We start from the raw sequence: 18,472 nt of genomic DNA, 5'->3' as shown, positions 1-18,472 counted from the left end.
GCACGAGGTTGAAGAGGGGCGCGATTGCGCCCCTCTTTGTTATCGGGATCAGGCCTTGGGGCCGGTCATCTCGGCCGGGATCACCCAGGCGTCGAACTGCTCGGCGCTGAGGTGCCCCGAGGTGATGGCCGCCTCGCGCAGGCTCAGCCCCTCGTGGTGGGCCCGCTTGGCGATCTCGGCCGCCTTGTCATAACCGATATGGGGATTGAGGGCGGTCACCAGCATCAGGGAGCGGCTCACCAGCTCGTCGATACGGGCACGGTTGGGCTCGATGCCGACCGCACAGTGGCGGTTGAAGCTGGCCATGCCGTCGGCCAGCAGGCGCACACTTTGCAGAAAGTTGTGGGCCACCAGGGGGCGGAACACGTTGAGCTCGAAGTTGCCACTGGCCCCGCCGATGTTGATGGCCACGTCGTTGCCGAGCACTTGGGCGCACAGCATGGTGAGCGCCTCGCACTGGGTCGGGTTAACCTTGCCCGGCATGATGGAGGAGCCCGGCTCGTTCTCGGGGATGGCGATCTCACCGAGGCCGCTGCGCGGGCCGCTGGCCAGCCAGCGCACGTCGTTGGCGATTTTCATCAGCGACGCGGCCAGGGTCTTAAGGGCGCCGTGGGCGTGCACCAACGCATCGCAGCTAGCCAGCGCCTCGAACTTGTTCGGTGCCGTGACCAGCGGCAGACCGGTCTGCTCGGCCAGCTCCTTGGCGACTGCCTCGGCAAAGCCGGGCAGGGTGTTGAGGCCGGTGCCGACTGCGGTGCCGCCGAGGGCCAGCTCGCACAGGTGGGGCAGGGCGGCGCGCAGGTGGCGCTCCCCGTGCTCGAGTTGGGCCACCCAGCCGGAGATCTCCTGGCCCAAGGTCAGCGGGGTGGCGTCTTGCAGATGGGTGCGACCAATCTTGACGATATCGGCAAAGTCTGCCGATTTTTCCGCCAAGGTGCTGCGCAGTGCTTGGAGGGCTGGCAGCAGTTGCTGCTCGATGGCGGTGACGGCAGCCAGATGCATGGCGGTAGGGAAGACATCGTTGCTCGACTGACTCTTGTTGACGTCGTCGTTGGGGTGGATCAGCCGTCCCTCGCCGCGCTTGCCGCCAAGCAGCTCGCTGGCCCGGTTGGCCAGCACCTCGTTGACGTTCATGTTGGTCTGGGTGCCGGAGCCGGTCTGCCATACCGAGAGGGGAAACTCGTCCGGATGGCGGCCCGCCAGCACCTCATCGGCGGCGGCCACGATGGCGCAGGCGCGGGCACTGTCGAGCTTGCCGAGATGCTGGTTGACCCGGGCGCAGGCCCGCTTGATGGCGGCCAGCGCTGCGATGATCTCCGGGCTCTGGCGCTCGCTGGAGATGGCAAAATGGTGCAGTGAGCGCGCGGTCTGGGCGCCCCACAGACGATCGGAGGGGACATCGATGGGACCGAAGCTGTCCCGCTCTTGGCGTGTGTTCATGATCACTCTCTCTCGGATGGCGGAGTCATCCGAGTTAACACCCAAACCAAATGAAAGTCATTATCGTCTTTTCGCTTGCGCCTTGATCTGCTGATGGAAAATACCGTATTAAGCTGGATGGTTCAGGATGTGGATGAGCGGCATAGGACGCAAGGAGGGGAGATGCAAGACGGTTTATCGGCCCTGGTAGTGGAAGGGGGCGCCATGCGCGGCATCTTTGCCGCCGGTGTGCTCGACGCCTTTCTCGACGCAGGCCATACCGGCTTCGATCGCTGCATCGGGGTCTCGGCGGGGGCGGTCAATCTGGCGGCTTTCCTGGCCGGGCAGCGCGGGCGTAACTACAAGGTCATCACCGACTACTCCTGCCGTCCCGACTTCATCAACTTCGGCAAGTTTATCCGTGGCGGCCACTGGCTCGATCTCGACTGGTTGTGGGAGGTGACCATCCGCGAGATCCGTCTCGATCTGGCCCGTTTTGCCGCCAATCCGGTGCCGCTGACCGTGGTGACCACCCGGGTGAGCAACGGCCAGCCCGCTTATATCCAAGCCGATGCCACGCGGCTGGAGAATCAAATCAAGGCTTCTTGCTCGGTGCCGCTCGCCTATCGCGGTTTTGTCTCGCTGGAAGGGGAGGCGATGACCGACGGGGGGGTCGCCGACTCCATTCCGGTGCTGCACGCCTATGAACAGGGGGCGCGTGACATCACTGTGGTGCTCTCACGCCCCCTTGGTTATCGCAAGCAGGCCCCGCGTCTGCCGGCCCTGGTGCGTCGTCTGCTGCGCGCAACGCCAGCGCTGGCCGAGGCGATGCTGCGCCGTCATGAGGCCTACAACCGGGCCATCGACTTCATTACGGCGCCGCCTGCCGATTGCCGGCTGCATCTCATCGTGCCGCCGCCGGGGTTTCGGGTCGGGCGCATGACCACCGACAAGGCATGCCTCGAGGAGGGCTATCGCATGGGGATGGCGATGGCTCACGCCCATTTGGAGAGGCGGCGACAAGACTAAAAAAGAAGGGCCCGGAGGGGCCCTTCTTGCTTACTCCGGTTTCGGAGTGAGAATGGTCGGTTTGGGGTCGGGCAATTGCTCGGGGTAGTCGAGGTTGTAGTGCAGGCCACGGGACTCCTTACGACGAATGGCGCAGTCGACGATAAGCTCGGCTACTTGCAGCAGGTTGCGCAGCTCCAGCAGGTTGTTGGAGACCCGGAAATGGGCGTAGTACTCCTGCACCTCTTGCTTGAGCATCTCGATGCGGCGCTTGGCGCGTTCGAGGCGCTTGTTGGTGCGCACTATGCCTACATAGTCCCACATCATCAGGCGCAGTTCGTGCCAGTTGTGCTGGATCACCACCCGTTCGTCGGAGTCGTCTACCTGGCTCTCGTCCCAGGCGGGAAGCTCGGGCGGCTCTTCGCTGTCGGCCAGCTTGCTGAGAATATCTTCGGCGGCGAAGCGGGCGTAGACCACGCACTCGAGCAGGGAGTTGGAGGCCATGCGGTTGGCCCCGTGCAGGCCGGTGTAGGTCACCTCGCCGATGGCGTAGAGACCCGGTATGTCGGTTTGGCCACGCTTGTCGACCATGACACCGCCACAGGTGTAGTGGGCCGCAGGGACAATCGGAATGGGCTCCTTGGTGATGTCGATCCCGACCGCCATGCAGCGCTCATAGATGGTCGGGAAGTGCTTGATAATGAACTCGCTCGGCTTGTGGCTAATGTCGAGATACATGCAATCCACCCCGAGGCGCTTCATCTCGTGGTCGATGGCGCGGGCGACGATATCGCGCGGGGCCAGTTCGCCCCGTTCGTCGAAGTCCAGCATGAAACGGCTGCCATCAGGGCGGCGCAAGTAGGCCCCTTCGCCGCGCAGCGCCTCGGTCAGCAGGAAGTTGCGATCATCCGGGTGATAGAGGCTGGTGGGGTGGAACTGGTTGAACTCCAGGTTGGCAACCCGGCAGCCGGCGCGCCACGCCATGGCGATGCCATCACCCGAGCTGACATCCGGGTTGGAGGTGTACTGGTAGACCTTGGAGGCCCCGCCGGTGCCCAGGGCCACGAAACGGGCGCGCACCACTTCCACCTCTTCGGTGTTGCGGTTCCAGACATAGGCACCGAGCACCTTGTTACCCGGCAGGCCGAGCTTGCGGGTGGTGATGAGGTCGACTGCGTTGAAGCGCTCCATCAAGGTGATGTTGGGGTGCTGGCGTACTTGATCGACCAGGGTGGTCTGCACGGCTTTACCGGTGGCGTCGGCGGCGTGGAAGATGCGGCGGTGGCTGTGGCCCCCTTCGCGGGTGAGGTGGTAGTGCTCCTCCCCCTCTTCTCCCTTCTCCTTGTCAAACGCGACCCCTTGGCCGATCAGCCACTGGATCGAGTCACGGGCGTGCCGGGCAGTGAACTCGACCGCCCGCACGTCGCACAATCCGGCGCCGGCGTTGAGGGTGTCGTTCACGTGGGATTCGATGCTGTCGGTTTCGTCGAAAACGGCAGCGATGCCTCCTTGCGCATAGAAGGTGGCCCCCTCACTGATGGGCCCCTTGCTCAGTACGAGGACCTTGGCCTTGTCTGCCAGACGCAGGGCGAGAGACAGACCGGCGGCACCGCTACCAATGACGAGTACGTCGCAAAGGTATTCAACACTTGCTTTCATAAGTATCATTGGCCTGAGTAAAAACTGGCCCTATGGTAGCCCAATGGGCTGGTGTGATGCAGCTCGCATCACATTTTTTTGCGCCCAAGCGAACTTTCTTTGATGAACCCTGTCTGAACTAGTGCGCTTAGGAAGGGCCGGAACGAGAAGAACAATAACCTATGGGGGTTTTACGGCTCCGATGAGCGACCAGAATCTACTGGATGAACAACTGGTTGAGCGGGTTCAACGCGGCGACAAAAATGCGTTCAACCTACTGGTGCGAAAGTATCAGCACAAGGTGGTCAACCTGGTGGCGCGTTACGTCAATAACCCTGGCGACGTGCCCGATGTGGCGCAGGAGGCTTTTATCAAAGCCTACCGGTCACTGCCGACATTTCGCGGTGACAGTGCGTTTTACACCTGGTTGTACCGAATCGCCGTGAACACGGCCAAAAACTATCTCACCTCCCAGGGGCGGCGCCCGCCCAGCAGTGATGTGGAGGCTGAAGATGCGGAATATTACGATGGTGGCGAGGCGCTGACGGAGATCTCGACCCCGGAAAACCTAGCGTTGACCGATGAGATCAAACGTACCGTGTTTGCCGCCATCGAGGCCCTACCCGAAGATTTGAGGACGGCCATCACCCTTCGTGAACTGGAAGGGCTGAGTTATGAGGAGATTGCAGAGATCATGGAGTGCCCGGTCGGTACTGTGCGCTCACGGATCTTCCGGGCTCGGGAAGCGATTGACCGGAAACTGCAACCTCTGATTGAACACTAACTTGGGGATACAGGTTTACTATGGCGAACAAAGAGCAACTTTCGGCACTGATGGATGGTGAGCTGGAGCGTGAAGTACAGGCGTCCCTGCTGGATTCTTTCGGTGATGATGTAGAGCTGCAAGAGGCGTGGTCCCGCTACCACCTCATCGGCGATACGATGCGTGGTGAGCTCGCAATGGACATGCCGTTCGACCTGTGCGACAAGATTGCCTTGGCGCTTGAGGATGAGCCAACAGTACTGGCGCCGCAGCCGGCCCCTGCTGACACCATTCCTCAACGCAATGTTGTGGTGCCCTTCGTGCGCCGTGTCGGCCAGCAGTTTGGCCAGTATGCCATCGCCGCTTCGGTGGCGGCTGCCGTCATCTTCGGTGTGCAGCAGTATCAGGGGCAGGATCATGTGGTCCCGACCTCTCCCGTTCTCAACACCATTCCGGTTGGGGGCAATGCCTCTCCGGTGAGTGTGCATTATCCCAAGGATGACAGCCGTGCCCGGCAGCAGGCGCTGACCGAGCAGCAGATGAGTGAGCAGCGTGAGCGCATCAATGCCTTCCTGCGGGATCATCAATTGCAGCAACGTCTCCATCAGGCACAACAGGTTCAGGAATAAACTACGTGCGTCAGAGCAGCCTCGTTTTTCTGGTTTCTGCTCTTCTGATTTCAGCCCAGGCCTCGGCCGACGATATGTCGGCCGAGGCCTTGCTGCAACAGATGCAGAGCGCCGCCCAAACCCGCAATTATGAACTCTCCATGGTTAAGGTTCGTCAGGGGCGTCTCGAATCCCTGCGCTACAGCCATGCCCAGATCGACGGCCAGCCGGTTGCCCACCTTGGTCACCTGGATGGTCAAAACGTGGAGTATCTACAACGGGGTGATGAATTCACCTTCTTTGAAAACAGCCACGCCCCTTATACCTTGAAGGGGGCCCGCTTCCCCGGCATCTGGAGTGCGCTGCTGAGTGCGCCACTTAATAAGGTGCTGTCCTCTTATGATATTGTGCTGGCCGGGCGTAGCCGGGTGGCCGGGCTGGTCTCCCAGGTGGTGCGTCTGGTGCCCCGTGATGGTGACAAGTACGGTTTCATGCTGTGGCTCGATGAGGGAAGCCACCTGTTGCTGCGGGTCGACATGGTCGATCGGGAAGGCACCTTGGTGGAGCAGATGCTGGGGGTGGATCTCGATTTCTTTACCACCCCCCCGGACTGGTTGCTCAAGCTGGCGCGTGGCAAGCAGCCCAAGGCGCTGGAATTGAATGAGGCCTATCAGGCACCGCAGCAGGTGCTGGGGTGGCGCATTACCTGGTTGCCGGAGGGGTTCAAGCTCAAATCGAGCGACCGCCACCAGCTGGTGGCCACCAACCTGGCGGTGGACTACATCATGGCCTCCGACGGTCTGGTGGACTTCTCTGTGTATGTGACCCGGGTCGATCCCCAACAGAGCGTGCGTCATCAGTTGATCCGTCAGGGTGCGACCAACCTGATCAGTTATGTTAACGACGTCGGCGTTGAAATCACCGTGGTCGGCGAGATCCCGGCCGAGACGGCCAAGAAGATCGCCGAGTCGGTGCGTCCGCTCTCTCGCAACGAGGCGACCCAATGAATGCAATGAGTGAAGAGTTGGCCACTGTGGTTGAGCTTGATGGCGACCACGCCTGGGTGACCTGCGAGCGTCGCAGCGCCTGTGGCAGTTGTCACCAGCAGAGTGATTGTGGCACCGGCACTGTGGTCAAGGCGCTGGCTAATCGTGCCCATCGGGTGCGGGTCAGGCTCGCCGGCGAGGTGAGGGTTGGCCAACAGATCCGCATCGGCATTCCCCAGCGCAGCCTGGTGAGCAGTGCGGCGCTGGTCTATTTGTTGCCGCTCTTTACGCTCATGCTGGGGGCCCTGCTCGGCCAACTCTGGTTGCGACCGCTGCTGGAGGCCGGAGAGGGGGCCACCATTGCCATGACGGCCCTAGGTGGAGTGGTCGGATTTTTACGGGTTCGTTACCTTTCCCGCCGCCTCAGCGAGGGGGATTACGCCCCGCGCATGTTAGGGGTTGTCATTTCGACCCATTTCCAACCTTAAGCCGGTATGATGTGATTTCTCTGACTCGGCCGACTAAAGAATGGCCGAGCGTTCGCATATCCAGTAAAATCCTGCCTTCACATCCGGACACAACCTTTTTTGAGTGATTATTGCTCGATGAAATATATTCGAAACTTTTCCGTTATTGCGCACATTGACCATGGTAAGTCGACGCTCTCCGACCGCCTGATCCAGATCTGCGGCGGCCTCTCCGATCGGGAGATGCAGGAGCAGGTGCTGGACTCGATGGATCTGGAACGTGAGCGTGGCATCACCATCAAGGCTCAGAGTGTGACCCTGAACTACCAGGCCAAAGACGGTAACACCTATCAGCTGAACTTTATCGACACCCCGGGCCACGTGGACTTCTCCTACGAGGTCTCCCGTTCCCTGGCGGCCTGTGAAGGGGCGCTGCTGGTGGTCGACGCCGGTCAGGGGGTTGAGGCACAGACTCTGGCCAACTGCTACACCGCCATGGAAATGGATCTGGAAGTGGTGCCGGTGCTCAACAAGATCGACCTGCCGGCCGCCGAGCCCGAGCGCGTTGCCGAAGAGATCGAGGATATCGTCGGTATCGATGCGGTCGATGCGGTGCGCTGCTCCGCCAAGACTGGCCTCGGTGTCGATCTGGTGCTCGAAGAGATCGTGGCCAAGATCCCGTCTCCGAAGGGGGACCCCGAGGCCCCGTTGCAGGCGCTGATCATCGACTCCTGGTTTGACTCCTACCTCGGCGTCGTCTCCTTGGTGCGCATCAAAAATGGCTCGCTCAAGAAGGGCGACAAGATCAAGGTGATGAGCACCGGCCAGGTGTGGGGCGTCGATCGCATCGGTATCTTCACGCCCAAGCAGGTGGACACCACCGGCCTTGGCTGCGGCGAGGTAGGTTGGGTGGTCTGCGGCATCAAGGACATCCACGGCGCGCCGGTGGGCGATACCCTGACCCAGGCCAAGAACGGGGCCGACAAGCCGCTTTCCGGTTTCAAGAAGGTCAAGCCGCAGGTCTATGCGGGGCTGTTCCCTATCTCCAGCGACGATTACGAGGCGTTCCGTGACGCCCTCGAGAAGCTCTCGCTCAACGATGCATCCTTGTTCTTCGAACCGGAGAACTCCACCGCGCTGGGCTTTGGCTTCCGCTGTGGCTTCCTCGGCATGCTGCACATGGAGATCATCCAGGAGCGTCTGGAGCGGGAATACGATCTCGATCTCATCACCACGGCGCCGACCGTGGTCTACGAGGTGCTCACCACCGACGGCGAGACCAAGTACATCGACAGCCCGGCCCACCTGCCGGCCGTCACCAGCATCGAAGAGGTGCGCGAGCCTATCGCCGAGTGCAACATCCTGCTGCCGCAGGAGTACATGGGCAACGTCATCACCCTGTGTATCGAGAAGCGCGGTGTGCAGACCAACATGGTCTACCACGGCAACCAGGTGGCCCTCACCTATGAGATCCCGATGGCGGAAGTGGTGCTCGATTTCTTCGACCGCCTCAAGTCCACCAGCCGTGGCTACGCCTCGCTCGATTACAGCTTTAAGCGTTTCCAGACCTCCGACATGGTGCGTCTCGACATCATGATCAACGGCGAGCGGGTGGACGCTCTGGCCATCATCACCCACAAGGACAACGCCCAGTATCGCGGTCGCCAGGTGGTGGAGAAGATGCGCGAGCTGATCCCGCGCCAGATGTTCGACATTGCCATCCAGGCCGCCATCGGCAACCACGTCATCGCTCGCAGCACCGTCAAGGCACTGCGCAAGGACGTGACCGCCAAGTGCTATGGCGGTGACGTGAGCCGGAAGAAGAAGCTGCTGCAAAAGCAGAAAGAGGGTAAGAAACGGATGAAGTCCCTGGGCCGCGTCGATGTGCCGCAGGAGGCTTTCCTGGCCATTCTCCACGTAGGTAAGGATTAATCCCCCATGGCGAGCACTTTTTCCCTGATCCTGGTCGTCGTTACCGTACTGACCGGCATCATCTGGACGCTGGACAAGCTGGTCTGGTCCAAGCAGCGCGCCGCCAAGGTGGCCGCTGCCAGGGTGAATGCCGGCGCTGCGGTGGATGAGAAGACCCTGGCCAAGGTGGCCCAGACCCCGGTCTGGATCGAGCAGACCGGCGGCGTCTTCCCGGTGATCGCGCTGGTGCTGATCCTGCGCTCGTTTATCTACGAGCCGTTTCAGATCCCGTCCGGCTCCATGATGCCGACCCTGCTGGTGGGCGACTTCATCCTGGTGGAGAAGTTCGCCTACGGCCTGCGTGACCCGGTGACCAACACCAAGTTCCTGGAAACGGGCGAGCCTGAGCGCGGCGATGTGGTGGTGTTCAAGTATCCGCTCGATCCGCGCGTTGACTACATCAAGCGAGTGGTCGGCCTGCCGGGCGATCGCGTCATCTATCGCAACAAGGAGCTGCTGATCCGTCCCCGCTGTGTTGAGGGGCAGGAGTGTGGCGGCTTCAAGAAGCTGGACGTAACGTTCGAGCAGCGCGGTGAGTTCTCCCAGATGGGGATCCCGCTCGATCGCTACACCGAGCAGTTGGGTGAGGTAAAGCACGAGACGCTGCGTAACCCCCTGATGCCGGATCTGGTGGATCGCTACTATCGCCAGAGCGGTACTTACCAAGATGAGTGGGTCGTGCCGGAGGGGCACTACTTTGTGATGGGCGACAACCGCGATAACAGCACCGACAGCCGGTTCTGGGGCTTTGTGCCCGAGCAGAACCTGGTCGGCAAGGCCGTCGCCATCTGGATTAGTTTTGAATTTGAACGGGAAGAAGGGTCAGTGTTGCCGGGTTGGATCCCGACCGGTGTCCGCTTCAACCGTATTGGCGCAATCAAGTGATGACCATCAAGCGTAACCGGCTGCAGTCCCGTCTGGGCTACAGCTTCAATGACGGCGAGCTGCTGACCCGGGCTCTGACCCACCGCAGCGCGGGCTCCCGTCATAACGAACGTCTGGAATTTCTGGGCGACTCCATCCTCAGTCTGGTGATCGCGGAGGAGTTGTTCCACCGCTTCCCCCAGGTCGCGGAAGGGGACATGAGCCGCATGCGTGCCACCCTGGTACGCGAGAAGACCCTGGCCGAACTGGCTCGTGAATTCGAGCTGGGGGATCACCTGATCCTGGGGCCGGGCGAGCTCAAAAGTGGCGGTTTTCGCCGCGAATCGATCCTGGCTGACACCGTTGAGGCGGTGATCGGTGCCGTCTACCTCGACAGCAATATCGACGTGACCCGCACCCTGCTGCTCGGCTGGTACGCCAGCCGCCTCGAAGCGATCAAGCCGGGGGTCGAGCAAAAAGATCCCAAGACCCGTCTGCAGGAGATCTTGCAGGGCAACCGCAAGTCGCTGCCCACCTATACGGTGATAGATGTGAAGGGCGAGGCCCACAATCAGGAGTTCACCGTGCAGTGTGACGTCGAGGGGCTACAGGCGCCCTTGGTCGGCGTCGGCACCAGCCGTCGTAAGGCCGAACAGGCCGCCGCCCAACAAGCTCTGGAGCAACTGTTATGAGCGATACCACCTACTGCGGCTTTGTCGCCATCGTCGGCCGCCCCAACGTGGGCAAGTCGACCCTGCTCAACCAGCTGCTGGGTCAGAAGGTGAGTATCACCTCGAAAAAACCCCAGACCACCCGCCACCGCATTCTGGGGATCGATACCGACGATAACTACCAGACCATCTATGTGGATACGCCGGGTCTGCACATCGAAGAGAAGCGGGCCATCAACCGCCTGATGAACCGCGCCGCCACCAGTTCGCTGGGGGATGTGGCCATGGTGGTGTTCGTGGTCGACGGTACCCACTGGACCAAGGATGACGAGATGGTGCTCGGCAAGCTGCGGGGTCTCAAGTGCCCTGTGGTGCTGGCAATCAACAAGGTGGATCAGATCAAGGACAAGGAGGCGCTGCTGCCCCATCTGGAGTTCTTAAACAGCCAGATGCAGTTCGCCCACGTGCTGCCCATCTCCGCCCGCAAGGGCGACAACGTGGAGAAGATCCGCGAGTGGGCCCGGCAGTGGCTGCCCGAGAACGAGCACTTCTTCCCCGAGGATTACATCACCGATCGCTCCTCGCGCTTCATGGCGGCCGAGATCATCCGCGAGAAGCTGATGCGCTTCACCGGTGAAGAGCTGCCCTATTCGGTCACCGTGGAGATCGAGCGCTTCAAGATCGAAGATAACGGCATCTTCCACATCAACGGCCTCATTTTGGTCGAGCGCGATGGTCAGAAGAAGATGGTGATCGGCAACAAGGGCGAGAAGATCAAGACCATCGGTACCGAGGCCCGTCTCGACATGGAGCGCCTGTTCCAGAACAAGGTGCACCTCGAGCTGTGGGTCAAGGTCAAGGCCGGCTGGGCCGATGATGAGCGCGCCCTGCGCAGCCTCGGTTACGGTGACGACTGATATGCGGGGGGATGCCCTTGCAGCCCCGCCAGCGTGAGGGCGGCGACCAGGTCGCCGCCTTCGTCATCCATGCCCGCCCTTATCGGGAGACCAGCCAGTTGGTCGAGGTGTTCAGCGCCGAGCTGGGTCGTTTAACCCTCATCGCCAAAGGCTCCCGTGCCGCCCGCTCTCCCCTCAAGGGGATGTTGCAGCCGTTTGCCCGTCTCTTGCTTAGTTGGCGCGGGAGGGGCGATCTCAAGACCCTCACCCGTGCCGAGCCGCTTGGGCTGCCACGCCGTCTCACCGGCGATCGCCTGTTCTACGGCCTCTATCTCAACGAGCTGGTCTACTACCTGCTGGAATCCGGTAGTCCCTTTCCCGATGTCTTCGAGGCGTATGCCGAGGCGCTGACCCTGCTGGTCGACACCCCGGTGCCCGAGCTGCCCCTGCGCCGCTTTGAGTTTTTGCTGCTGGAGGCGCTCGGTTATGCGGTCGATTTTGTCACTGCGGCCGATGATGACTCCCCGATCCGCACCGATCTACTGTATGGTTTCGAACGTGAGCTGGGGTTTGTGGCGCGTGAGCGTACCCCTGATCCTGCGAACCTGTTTCTTGGCGCGCACCTGCATGCGTTCGCCGAACACCGATTCGATAGCCCGGCCATCTTGCAGGCAGCCAAGCGTTTTAGCCGGCTGGCGCTGCAACCTTATCTGGGGCAGCGTCGCCTCAAGAGCCGGGAACTGTTTCTCAAACGCAAGGTTTCATCCAAGGAGTAGCCAATGAGCGAGATCTATCTGGGGGTCAACATCGACCACATCGCCACCCTGCGTAACGCCCGCGGTACCCAATACCCGGATCCGGTGCAGGCTGCCTTCGTGGCCGAGCAGGCCGGCGCCGATGGCATCACGGTGCACCTGCGGGAAGATCGCCGCCACATCACCGATCGGGATGTGGAGATCCTGCGCCAGACCATCCAGACCAGAATGAACCTGGAGATGGCGGTGACTGAGGAGATGGTGGGGATCGCCTGCCGCATCCAACCCCATTTCGCCTGTCTGGTGCCGGAGAAGCGCACTGAGGTGACCACAGAGGGCGGGCTGGATGTGGCCGGCCAGCTCGACAAGATCAAGGATGCGGTGGCGCGCCTGGCGGCGGTTGGTACCCAGGTGTCGCTCTTTATCGATGCCGATCCTGAGCAGATCGACGCCGCCGCCGAGAGCGGTGCCCCCTACATCGAGATCCACACCGGCCGCTACGCCGATGCCACCACCGAGAGCGAGCAGAATGCCGAGCTTAAGCGCATCGTGGCTGGCGCCGCCTATGCCGCCGGCAAGGGGTTGAAGGTGAACGCCGGTCATGGCCTGCACTATCACAACGTCAAGCCGATTGCCGCCATCCCCGAGATGAATGAGCTCAACATCGGCCATGCCATCATAGGTCGCGCCGCGTTTGACGGGCTGGCCAAGGCGGTGGCCGACATGCGATCCCTGATGCAGGAAGCGCGCGCTGGTCTGTAACCCTCTGGCTCTCCCACGCTCTGGTGGGAGCGGCGCACATAAAAAGAGAGGCCGATGGCCTCTCTTTTTTGTTGGGATCAGGGCACGTATTGTTCGAGCAGCACATTCAGCCGGGCCCAACTGTCGGCATCGGGCTCCCCGTCGATGCGGGCGGGGCGAAAATGGAGCTGGAAGGCGCGCAGCACCTGGCGCGAGGGCTCATCCCACTCACCGCTTTGGGGCACCCCGTAGCCATAGCGAGCGAGCGCCTGCTGCCAGGGGAGGGCGTCGACGGGGAAGGGCTCCTGGCGGCGTTGGGCGACCCGCGCCTCGTCCGGCCAGGCGCCAACACCGAACTCGGCGTGCAGACGTTGCCAGGGGAAGCGGGGGCCCGGATCGACCTTGCGATCAGGGGCCACGTCGCTGTGGCCGAGTACCCGGGTGGGCGGGATGCGGTACTGGGCCACCTTGTCTTGCAACAGGTGGGCAACGGCCTGAAATTGGGCCTCGGGATAGGGGGGCCAGCGGCGCTGATCGAGGGGAAGCTCCGCCTCCTCTGGCGGATAGCCCAGATTGACGATCTCGATGCCAAGCGAGCTGGCATTGAGCCCGGCCTGACTTTGCCAGCGGCTCTTGCCCGCATGCCAGGCGCGCTGGCTATCGGCGACCAGTTGCAAGATGGGGTAGGGAGAGGTGCCATCCGCCGCTGCTGGGACAAGATAGTGGGCGCTGACCTGATAGGCCGGCTCGGTGAGCAGGTGCAGGGATCGCTCATCATCCTCGTCGGTGTAGTGCAAGATGATGAACTGAATACGCTCATCCTGATTGGCGCTTGAGTAACGGCTATCGAGGCGGTAGGGGGCGGGCTGACAGGCCCCCAGCAGCAGGGTGAGCAAGAGGGCATGGCCACACTCTGGCCATCCTCGCCCTCTGCCGGCAACCAAGCGTCGGGCTAACAGTGAGCGAGGGCGCCAGCGCATGGAGGTCAGCCGCGATACTTGGCGGTGAGGCCGATGAGGAAGTTACGCAGGATCTGATCGCCGCAATCCTGGTAGTGCTTGTGCTCCCGGGAGCGGAACAGGGCACTAAGCTCTGACTTTGACAGGTTAAAGTCGGCCAGCTTGAGCGTGCCGAGCATCTCCTCTTCCTTGAAGTTAAGGGCGATGCGCAGCTTGCGCAGGATCAGGTTGTTGTTGATCCGGTTGGGGATCACTTGGGGCGGCGCATCATCGCGCACCCCGCGGCGCACGGCGATCAAGCCATCGAGGAACTGGCTGAGGGCCGCATCCGGGCAGGGGACAAAACCGGCCTCCTGCTCTTCCCCCTCGGCGGCCTCTTTCATCAGCCAGCCGTGCAGCTGGGCGTGGGTGACGGTCAGGTTGCCCTTGGCAAACATCTCGACCATCTGGTCGTTGCTGATGCTGAGGGCGTAGCGCAGGCGGCGCAAAATATCGTTATTGGTCAAGGTTGACTCCTCTGAATAGGGGGCAACTGTACCATCTGCCGGGATGCGCGTCGAAAAAGCCGGTCACCCGAGATAGCGGGGGGCCTCTTGTTGCACCTGGGCCATGGCATCTTGCAATTCGAGCAGCTCGGGCTCGAGTTCGCAGGGATCGACGCCATCACGCAGTAACTGCTCGAGCTGGGCCAGCAACCGTTGCAAGGCGGGCACGCCGCAATAGGCGCTGCCACCGTGCAGCTTGTGCAGCCGTTGCATCAACTCTTCGGGGGCGGCCTCTCCCTCGAGCGCCTGCTCGATGCAGGGGGCGGTGTCGTCGAAACTGGCCAGCAGCATGGTGAGCATTTCACGGGCCAACTCCTCCTTGCCAGCGGCCTGACGCAGGGCCAGCGACCAGTCAATGAGCTGGCTCTGGGTGCGCGGGTGGCGCTGCTCGGCGAAGGTGGTGATGAGCTGTTCGAGCACGCTCTCGTCGATGGGTTTGGCCAGGTAGTCGTCCATCCCCTGGCGGATGAGGCGCTCTCGCTCACCTGGAATGGCATGGGCGGTGACCGCGACGATGGGGGTGTCGAGGTTGCGGGAGTGGCGACGGATCTCCTGAGTGGCGCTGATGCCATCCATGATCGGCATCTGAATATCCATGAAGATGATGTCGAACACCTGCTCTTGGGCCAGCTTGACCGCTTCTTTGCCGTTCTGGCAGCGCACCACTTCGCTCACCATCTCTTCGAGCAGGGCTGCAATCAGTTTCAGGTTGGCGGGGTTGTCATCCACCGCCAGCACGCGGATGTCGTGGTGCGGGTGGGGAGAGGCCAGCAAGGGGGCTCCGGCCTCATCGCGTGTGGTCTCTTCGCTGGTGAGGGCCTGCAACAGCTTGCGGTGGTGGGCTGGCTTGGAGAGGCAGTGGCGGGCGCCATGCTCCAGCATCAGGTCATGCAGCGCCTGATCGTGGCTGCCGAGCAGTACGATAACGGGATTGTGTTGGGTGAGCGTCTCCAGCTTGATCAGCACCTGCTCGGTGGGCAGCCGGCTGCCGGCGCCGATGATGACGGTCTCTCCGGGCTCGGGGGCACTCTCGAGCTGGGCGGGCTCGACGCCCCACTCGCGCAGCTGGGATTCGAGCGCCGAGCTGGCATAGGGATCGGGTTCGAGCAGCCACACCCGTTGCCCGGCGAGGCCGGCCAGCGGCAATGGCTCTTCAAAGTGCAGGGGGGATACATCGAGCTCCAGTACGAAAGAGAAAACCGAGCCTTCACCCGGTAGGGACGCAATCTGGATCTGCCCCCCCATCTGCTGCACCAGTTTCTGGGTGATGACCAGGCCAAGACCGGTACCGCCATAACGGCGCGAGATGGAGGAGTCGGCCTGATTGAAGGCTTGGAACAGTTGCCGCTGCTGCTCAGAGGAGATGCCGATGCCGGTGTCGGTGATCTGGGCTTGCAGGCGGATTCGGCCCGTTGGGTGCGATGCCTGTAGTTCGAGACGCACGTCCACGTTGCCGCGTTCGGTGAACTTGATGGCATTGCCGGCCAGGTTGGTGAGTACCTGCTGTAGCCGCAGCGGGTCACCGGTCAGGTGATCCGGGATGGCACTGTCAATGCACAAGGTCAGCTCCAGCCCCTTGTCGTGGGCGCTGGGGCCGAGCAGGGTCATCACCTCGGCGACGGTATCGCGCAGGCTAAAAGGAATGTTTTCAAGCTGCAACTTGCCGGCTTCGAGTTTTGAAAAATCGAGGATGTCGTTGATGATGCCGAGCAGGTTACGGGCCGACTTCTCGATGGTCTGCATGTAGTCGGCCTGGTTGGGCGTCAGGTTGGTCTTGAACAGCTGACGGGTGAAACCGATGACGCCGTTGAGCGGGGTGCGCAGCTCATGGGACATGTTGGCGAGGAACTCGGATTTGACCCGGGCCGCCTCTTGGGCTCGCTTCTTGGCCATGTCGAGCTCGACGTTTTGGATCTCGATCTGCTCCAGCGTTTCGCGTAAATCCGAGGTGGCCTGATCGATGTTCTGCTGCATCTCCTCATGGTATTCCGAGAGGGCCTTGGCCATGGCGTTGATGCCGTTTTTCAGCATATCCAACTCGCCGGTGAGTTGACCGTTGACCCGGGTGTCGAGGCGTCCTTCACGGATCCGGTGCACCGCCTGCACCATCTCGGTGATGGGCTGGGTCACGCTCTTGACCAGACGAAAGCCAAACAACACGCTCACGCACAGGCCGAAGACCAGCATCATGATGGCAAAAAAGGTATCGCGGTATTGCAGCACCAGGGCGCTGTCGGTCGCCATCTGCATGGCGATGTAGCCAATGACGGGGGGCTCGCTGTCGCTCGGTAGCGGGAAGCCGTCGAGGTTGGTTTCCGCCTGGATCGGCGTGCGCAGAATGATGTCATCCCCCAGTTGTTCAACACTGGTGAGCTCGGGGGTGGCCTCTCCCTTGGGCAAGCGCAGCAGGGCGAAGTCCCGGTGATAGTTGGAGGTGACGAAGAGCTGGTTGTCTTGGGTGAAGACGGCAATCGACTTAATGAGCGGCGAGTTCTTGCGATGGGTGAGGCCGATGAGCCGCTTGAGGGATTCCCGGCTGTGCTGGGTCATGCCGTACTCGCTGGCGATGGCGAGCGGCTCAATGATATTGATGCCCTGATTGATCAGGTTGTTTTCTAACTGCTGGTAGCGGTGAAACGAGAAATAAGCGGCCATCAAGCCGCCGATCAGTAAGGTCGGTAGTATGGTAAATGCCAGTACCCGGGCGCGGAGTCCGTATTTGGTCATACTATGCTTCTTGTGGGAGAATCACCGGCTGCAAATACCCCACATGATGACATAGCCACCTATAGGCACCAAGTTTTATGGCCCAGTTTTTCACCCCAAAGAAAGTCGCAAAGCAATCCCAACATATTGAATGCACTATAGATAACCTCGATCACCATTGCGTGGGGGTGGGCCGCTTCGATGGCAAGGCCATCTTCGTCGAAGGGGCGCAGCCCGGTGAGCGGGTCAAGGTGCGCCTGACCGAGCAGAAAAAACAGTATGCCCATGGCCAACTGCTCAAGGTGGTTCAGGCCTCCCCCGAGCGGATTGAACCGTTCTGCCCCCACTATCGGGAGTGCGGCGGTTGCAGTACCCAGCACATGACGCTAGCGCACCAGCATGAGGCAAAGCAGCAAGGGTTACGCACTCTGATGGTGCGCCTTGGCGGTGTCGAAGCCCCGCCCCTCGAGCCGGTGCTGACCGGTGCCGAGCGTGGCTATCGTCGGGTGTGCCGTCTGGCCCTGCGCTTTGACAAGGGCGAGCGCCGTGCACGACTCGGTTTTCGTCGCCGCCAGTCCAGTGAGCTGGTCGAGATTGCCGCCTGCCCGGTGCTGGAGGCCTCCCTCTCCGCGCTCATCACGCCGCTGCGCGCCCTGTTCGCTCGCCTCAAGAACCAACGTGAGCTAGGCCATGTCGAGCTGTTGCAGGCGGATGAGGGAATGTTGATGCTGCTGCGCCATACCGGCCGCCCCAACGAGCATGACCGCGCCCTGCTGACCGAGTTTGCCCAAAGCCATGAGCTGGATCTCTATTTGCAAGATGGCAGTGACCGCTTCGAGCCGTTGCATCAGACAATGACCCCTTCGTATCGCCTTGGGGAGCTGTCGCTGACCTTTGCCCCTGGGGATTTCATCCAGGTCAATCGCAGTGTCAACGATGCCATGGTGACGCGGGCCCTGGCATGGCTGGATGTTCAGCCTGGCGACAAGGTTCTCGACTTATTCTGCGGCGTCGGTAATTTCACCTTGCCACTGGCGGCAATGGCCCGCGAGGTGGTCGGGGTGGAAGGGGAGCTCGCCATGGTGCGCCGTGGTCAGCAGAACGCCGAGCGTAACGGTCTGAACAATGTCCGCTTCTACAAGGCGGATCTGGCTGCCGATATCACGGATCTGCCGTGGGCACGTGAGGGGTTCGATCGGGTGTTGCTTGACCCGGCCCGTCCCGGTGCGCTGGAGGTGATGCCGCATATTGCGAAACTTGCGCCGCGCCGCGTGGTCTATGTGTCGTGCAACCCGGTTTCTCTGGCCCGTGACAGCAAGGTGCTGACCCAGGCTGGCTACCGGCTCGCCCGGCTCGGCATGTTGGACATGTTCCCCCATACCGGTCATTTGGAGTCGATCGCCCTGTTCGAAAGGGAGTAGACTGGCACTCGGCCGACCCTCTGCCTGAGGCATGCTTTGAACGGGGTCGTGCCA

The 18,472-nt window shown here is 61.7% G+C and carries 17 protein-coding genes; 12 read left to right on the top strand and 5 right to left on the bottom strand.

Annotation, left to right across the window (positions count from 1 at the left end; genetic code table 11):
* Positions 1-48: 48 nt before the first annotated feature.
* On the bottom strand, positions 49-1,440 hold the full coding sequence (fumC, locus tag FE240_RS13565) for a class II fumarate hydratase (protein ID WP_193001654.1): 1,392 nt from the start codon (positions 1,438-1,440) through the stop codon (positions 49-51).
* Positions 1,441-1,602: 162 nt separating this feature from the next.
* On the opposite strand from fumC, the gene FE240_RS13560 reads away from it, so the two are divergent.
* Complete coding sequence (locus FE240_RS13560; RefSeq protein WP_193001652.1) at positions 1,603-2,448, top strand: patatin-like phospholipase family protein; 846 nt, start codon at positions 1,603-1,605, stop codon at positions 2,446-2,448.
* Positions 2,449-2,478: 30 nt separating this feature from the next.
* Here the strand turns inward: FE240_RS13560 and nadB are convergent, their stop codons facing one another.
* Entirely contained in the window at positions 2,479-4,086 is a 1,608-nt protein-coding gene (gene nadB / locus FE240_RS13555; protein ID WP_193001650.1) for an L-aspartate oxidase, read from the bottom strand.
* A 181-nt stretch (positions 4,087-4,267) separates the two neighbouring features.
* Between nadB and rpoE the strand changes: the two genes are divergently transcribed.
* From rpoE to pdxJ, 10 genes are all read left to right on the top strand, one after another.
* Positions 4,268-4,849: an RNA polymerase sigma factor RpoE gene (gene rpoE, locus FE240_RS13550; RefSeq protein WP_042047951.1), complete on the top strand. Its 582-nt coding sequence runs from the start codon at positions 4,268-4,270 to the stop codon at positions 4,847-4,849.
* Between the two features lie 20 nt (positions 4,850-4,869).
* A complete protein-coding gene (locus FE240_RS13545; RefSeq protein WP_193001648.1) occupies positions 4,870-5,457 on the top strand; it encodes a sigma-E factor negative regulatory protein in 588 nt (195 codons plus the stop codon).
* Positions 5,458-5,462: 5 nt separating this feature from the next.
* On the top strand, positions 5,463-6,443 hold the full coding sequence (locus FE240_RS13540) for a MucB/RseB C-terminal domain-containing protein (protein ID WP_193001646.1): 981 nt from the start codon (positions 5,463-5,465) through the stop codon (positions 6,441-6,443).
* 5 nt (positions 6,444-6,448) lie between these two features.
* Positions 6,449-6,910, top strand: coding sequence for a SoxR reducing system RseC family protein (locus tag FE240_RS13535; RefSeq protein WP_193001644.1), 462 nt, complete (start codon positions 6,449-6,451; stop codon positions 6,908-6,910).
* Positions 6,911-7,027: 117 nt separating this feature from the next.
* Positions 7,028-8,821 carry a translation elongation factor 4 gene (lepA, locus tag FE240_RS13530; RefSeq protein WP_193001642.1) on the top strand — a complete coding sequence of 598 codons (1,794 nt, stop codon included), beginning with the start codon at positions 7,028-7,030 and terminating at the stop codon, positions 8,819-8,821.
* 6 nt (positions 8,822-8,827) lie between these two features.
* Positions 8,828-9,745: a signal peptidase I gene (lepB, locus tag FE240_RS13525; protein WP_042047957.1), complete on the top strand. Its 918-nt coding sequence runs from the start codon at positions 8,828-8,830 to the stop codon at positions 9,743-9,745.
* The gene (rnc, locus tag FE240_RS13520; protein WP_042047958.1) at positions 9,745-10,416 is read left to right on the top strand and encodes a ribonuclease III; all 672 of its coding nucleotides are present in this window, start codon (positions 9,745-9,747) and stop codon (positions 10,414-10,416) included. The genes lepB and rnc overlap by 1 nt, the downstream gene beginning before the upstream one ends.
* Positions 10,413-11,312: a GTPase Era gene (era, locus tag FE240_RS13515; protein ID WP_193001640.1), complete on the top strand. Its 900-nt coding sequence runs from the start codon at positions 10,413-10,415 to the stop codon at positions 11,310-11,312. Before rnc ends, era begins: the two co-directional genes overlap by 4 nt.
* A gap of 11 nt (positions 11,313-11,323) precedes the next feature.
* Positions 11,324-12,067, top strand: coding sequence for a DNA repair protein RecO (recO, locus tag FE240_RS13510; protein WP_193001638.1), 744 nt, complete (start codon positions 11,324-11,326; stop codon positions 12,065-12,067).
* 3 nt (positions 12,068-12,070) lie between these two features.
* On the top strand, positions 12,071-12,808 hold the full coding sequence (gene pdxJ, locus FE240_RS13505; RefSeq protein ID WP_193001636.1) for a pyridoxine 5'-phosphate synthase: 738 nt from the start codon (positions 12,071-12,073) through the stop codon (positions 12,806-12,808).
* A gap of 77 nt (positions 12,809-12,885) precedes the next feature.
* Here pdxJ and FE240_RS13500 read toward each other — a convergent pair whose 3' ends face one another.
* The 3 genes from FE240_RS13500 to barA form a co-directional block, all read right to left on the bottom strand.
* A complete protein-coding gene (locus tag FE240_RS13500; RefSeq protein ID WP_193001634.1) occupies positions 12,886-13,767 on the bottom strand; it encodes an N-acetylmuramoyl-L-alanine amidase in 882 nt (293 codons plus the stop codon).
* 5 nt (positions 13,768-13,772) lie between these two features.
* Positions 13,773-14,252, bottom strand: a complete 480-nt coding sequence (locus FE240_RS13495) for a YehS family protein (RefSeq protein WP_193001632.1) — start codon at positions 14,250-14,252, stop codon at positions 13,773-13,775.
* A gap of 63 nt (positions 14,253-14,315) precedes the next feature.
* Positions 14,316-17,018, bottom strand: a complete 2,703-nt coding sequence (gene barA, locus FE240_RS13490; protein WP_193001629.1) for a two-component sensor histidine kinase BarA — start codon at positions 17,016-17,018, stop codon at positions 14,316-14,318.
* A gap of 77 nt (positions 17,019-17,095) precedes the next feature.
* Here barA and rlmD point away from each other — a divergent pair, with 77 nt between their 5' ends.
* Entirely contained in the window at positions 17,096-18,418 is a 1,323-nt protein-coding gene (gene rlmD / locus FE240_RS13485; protein ID WP_193001627.1) for a 23S rRNA (uracil(1939)-C(5))-methyltransferase RlmD, read from the top strand.
* Positions 18,419-18,472: the final 54 nt, after the last annotated feature.

Source organism: Aeromonas simiae (assembly GCF_014892695.1).
Classification (GTDB): Bacteria; Pseudomonadota; Gammaproteobacteria; order Enterobacterales; family Aeromonadaceae; genus Aeromonas; species Aeromonas simiae.
This window is presented reverse-complemented; position numbering and strand designations above follow the sequence as displayed.

What these genes read in the sequence shown, in the direction of transcription:
- lepB (WP_042047957.1), top strand. Translation starts at nt 8,828, where the DNA reads ATGGCGAGCACTTTTTCCCTGATCCTGGTCGTCGTTACCGTACTGACC.
- barA (WP_193001629.1), bottom strand. Translation starts at nt 17,018, where the DNA reads ATGACCAAATACGGACTCCGCGCCCGGGTACTGGCATTTACCATACTA.
- FE240_RS13535 (WP_193001644.1), top strand. Translation starts at nt 6,449, where the DNA reads ATGAGTGAAGAGTTGGCCACTGTGGTTGAGCTTGATGGCGACCACGCC.
- recO (WP_193001638.1), top strand. Translation starts at nt 11,324, where the DNA reads ATGCCCTTGCAGCCCCGCCAGCGTGAGGGCGGCGACCAGGTCGCCGCC.
- pdxJ (WP_193001636.1), top strand. Translation starts at nt 12,071, where the DNA reads ATGAGCGAGATCTATCTGGGGGTCAACATCGACCACATCGCCACCCTG.
- nadB (WP_193001650.1), bottom strand. Translation starts at nt 4,086, where the DNA reads ATGAAAGCAAGTGTTGAATACCTTTGCGACGTACTCGTCATTGGTAGC.
- FE240_RS13545 (WP_193001648.1), top strand. Translation starts at nt 4,870, where the DNA reads ATGGCGAACAAAGAGCAACTTTCGGCACTGATGGATGGTGAGCTGGAG.
- lepA (WP_193001642.1), top strand. Translation starts at nt 7,028, where the DNA reads ATGAAATATATTCGAAACTTTTCCGTTATTGCGCACATTGACCATGGT.
- rpoE (WP_042047951.1), top strand. Translation starts at nt 4,268, where the DNA reads ATGAGCGACCAGAATCTACTGGATGAACAACTGGTTGAGCGGGTTCAA.
- fumC (WP_193001654.1), bottom strand. Translation starts at nt 1,440, where the DNA reads ATGAACACACGCCAAGAGCGGGACAGCTTCGGTCCCATCGATGTCCCC.
- rnc (WP_042047958.1), top strand. Translation starts at nt 9,745, where the DNA reads ATGACCATCAAGCGTAACCGGCTGCAGTCCCGTCTGGGCTACAGCTTC.
- rlmD (WP_193001627.1), top strand. Translation starts at nt 17,096, where the DNA reads ATGGCCCAGTTTTTCACCCCAAAGAAAGTCGCAAAGCAATCCCAACAT.
- FE240_RS13500 (WP_193001634.1), bottom strand. Translation starts at nt 13,767, where the DNA reads ATGCGCTGGCGCCCTCGCTCACTGTTAGCCCGACGCTTGGTTGCCGGC.
- FE240_RS13560 (WP_193001652.1), top strand. Translation starts at nt 1,603, where the DNA reads ATGCAAGACGGTTTATCGGCCCTGGTAGTGGAAGGGGGCGCCATGCGC.
- era (WP_193001640.1), top strand. Translation starts at nt 10,413, where the DNA reads ATGAGCGATACCACCTACTGCGGCTTTGTCGCCATCGTCGGCCGCCCC.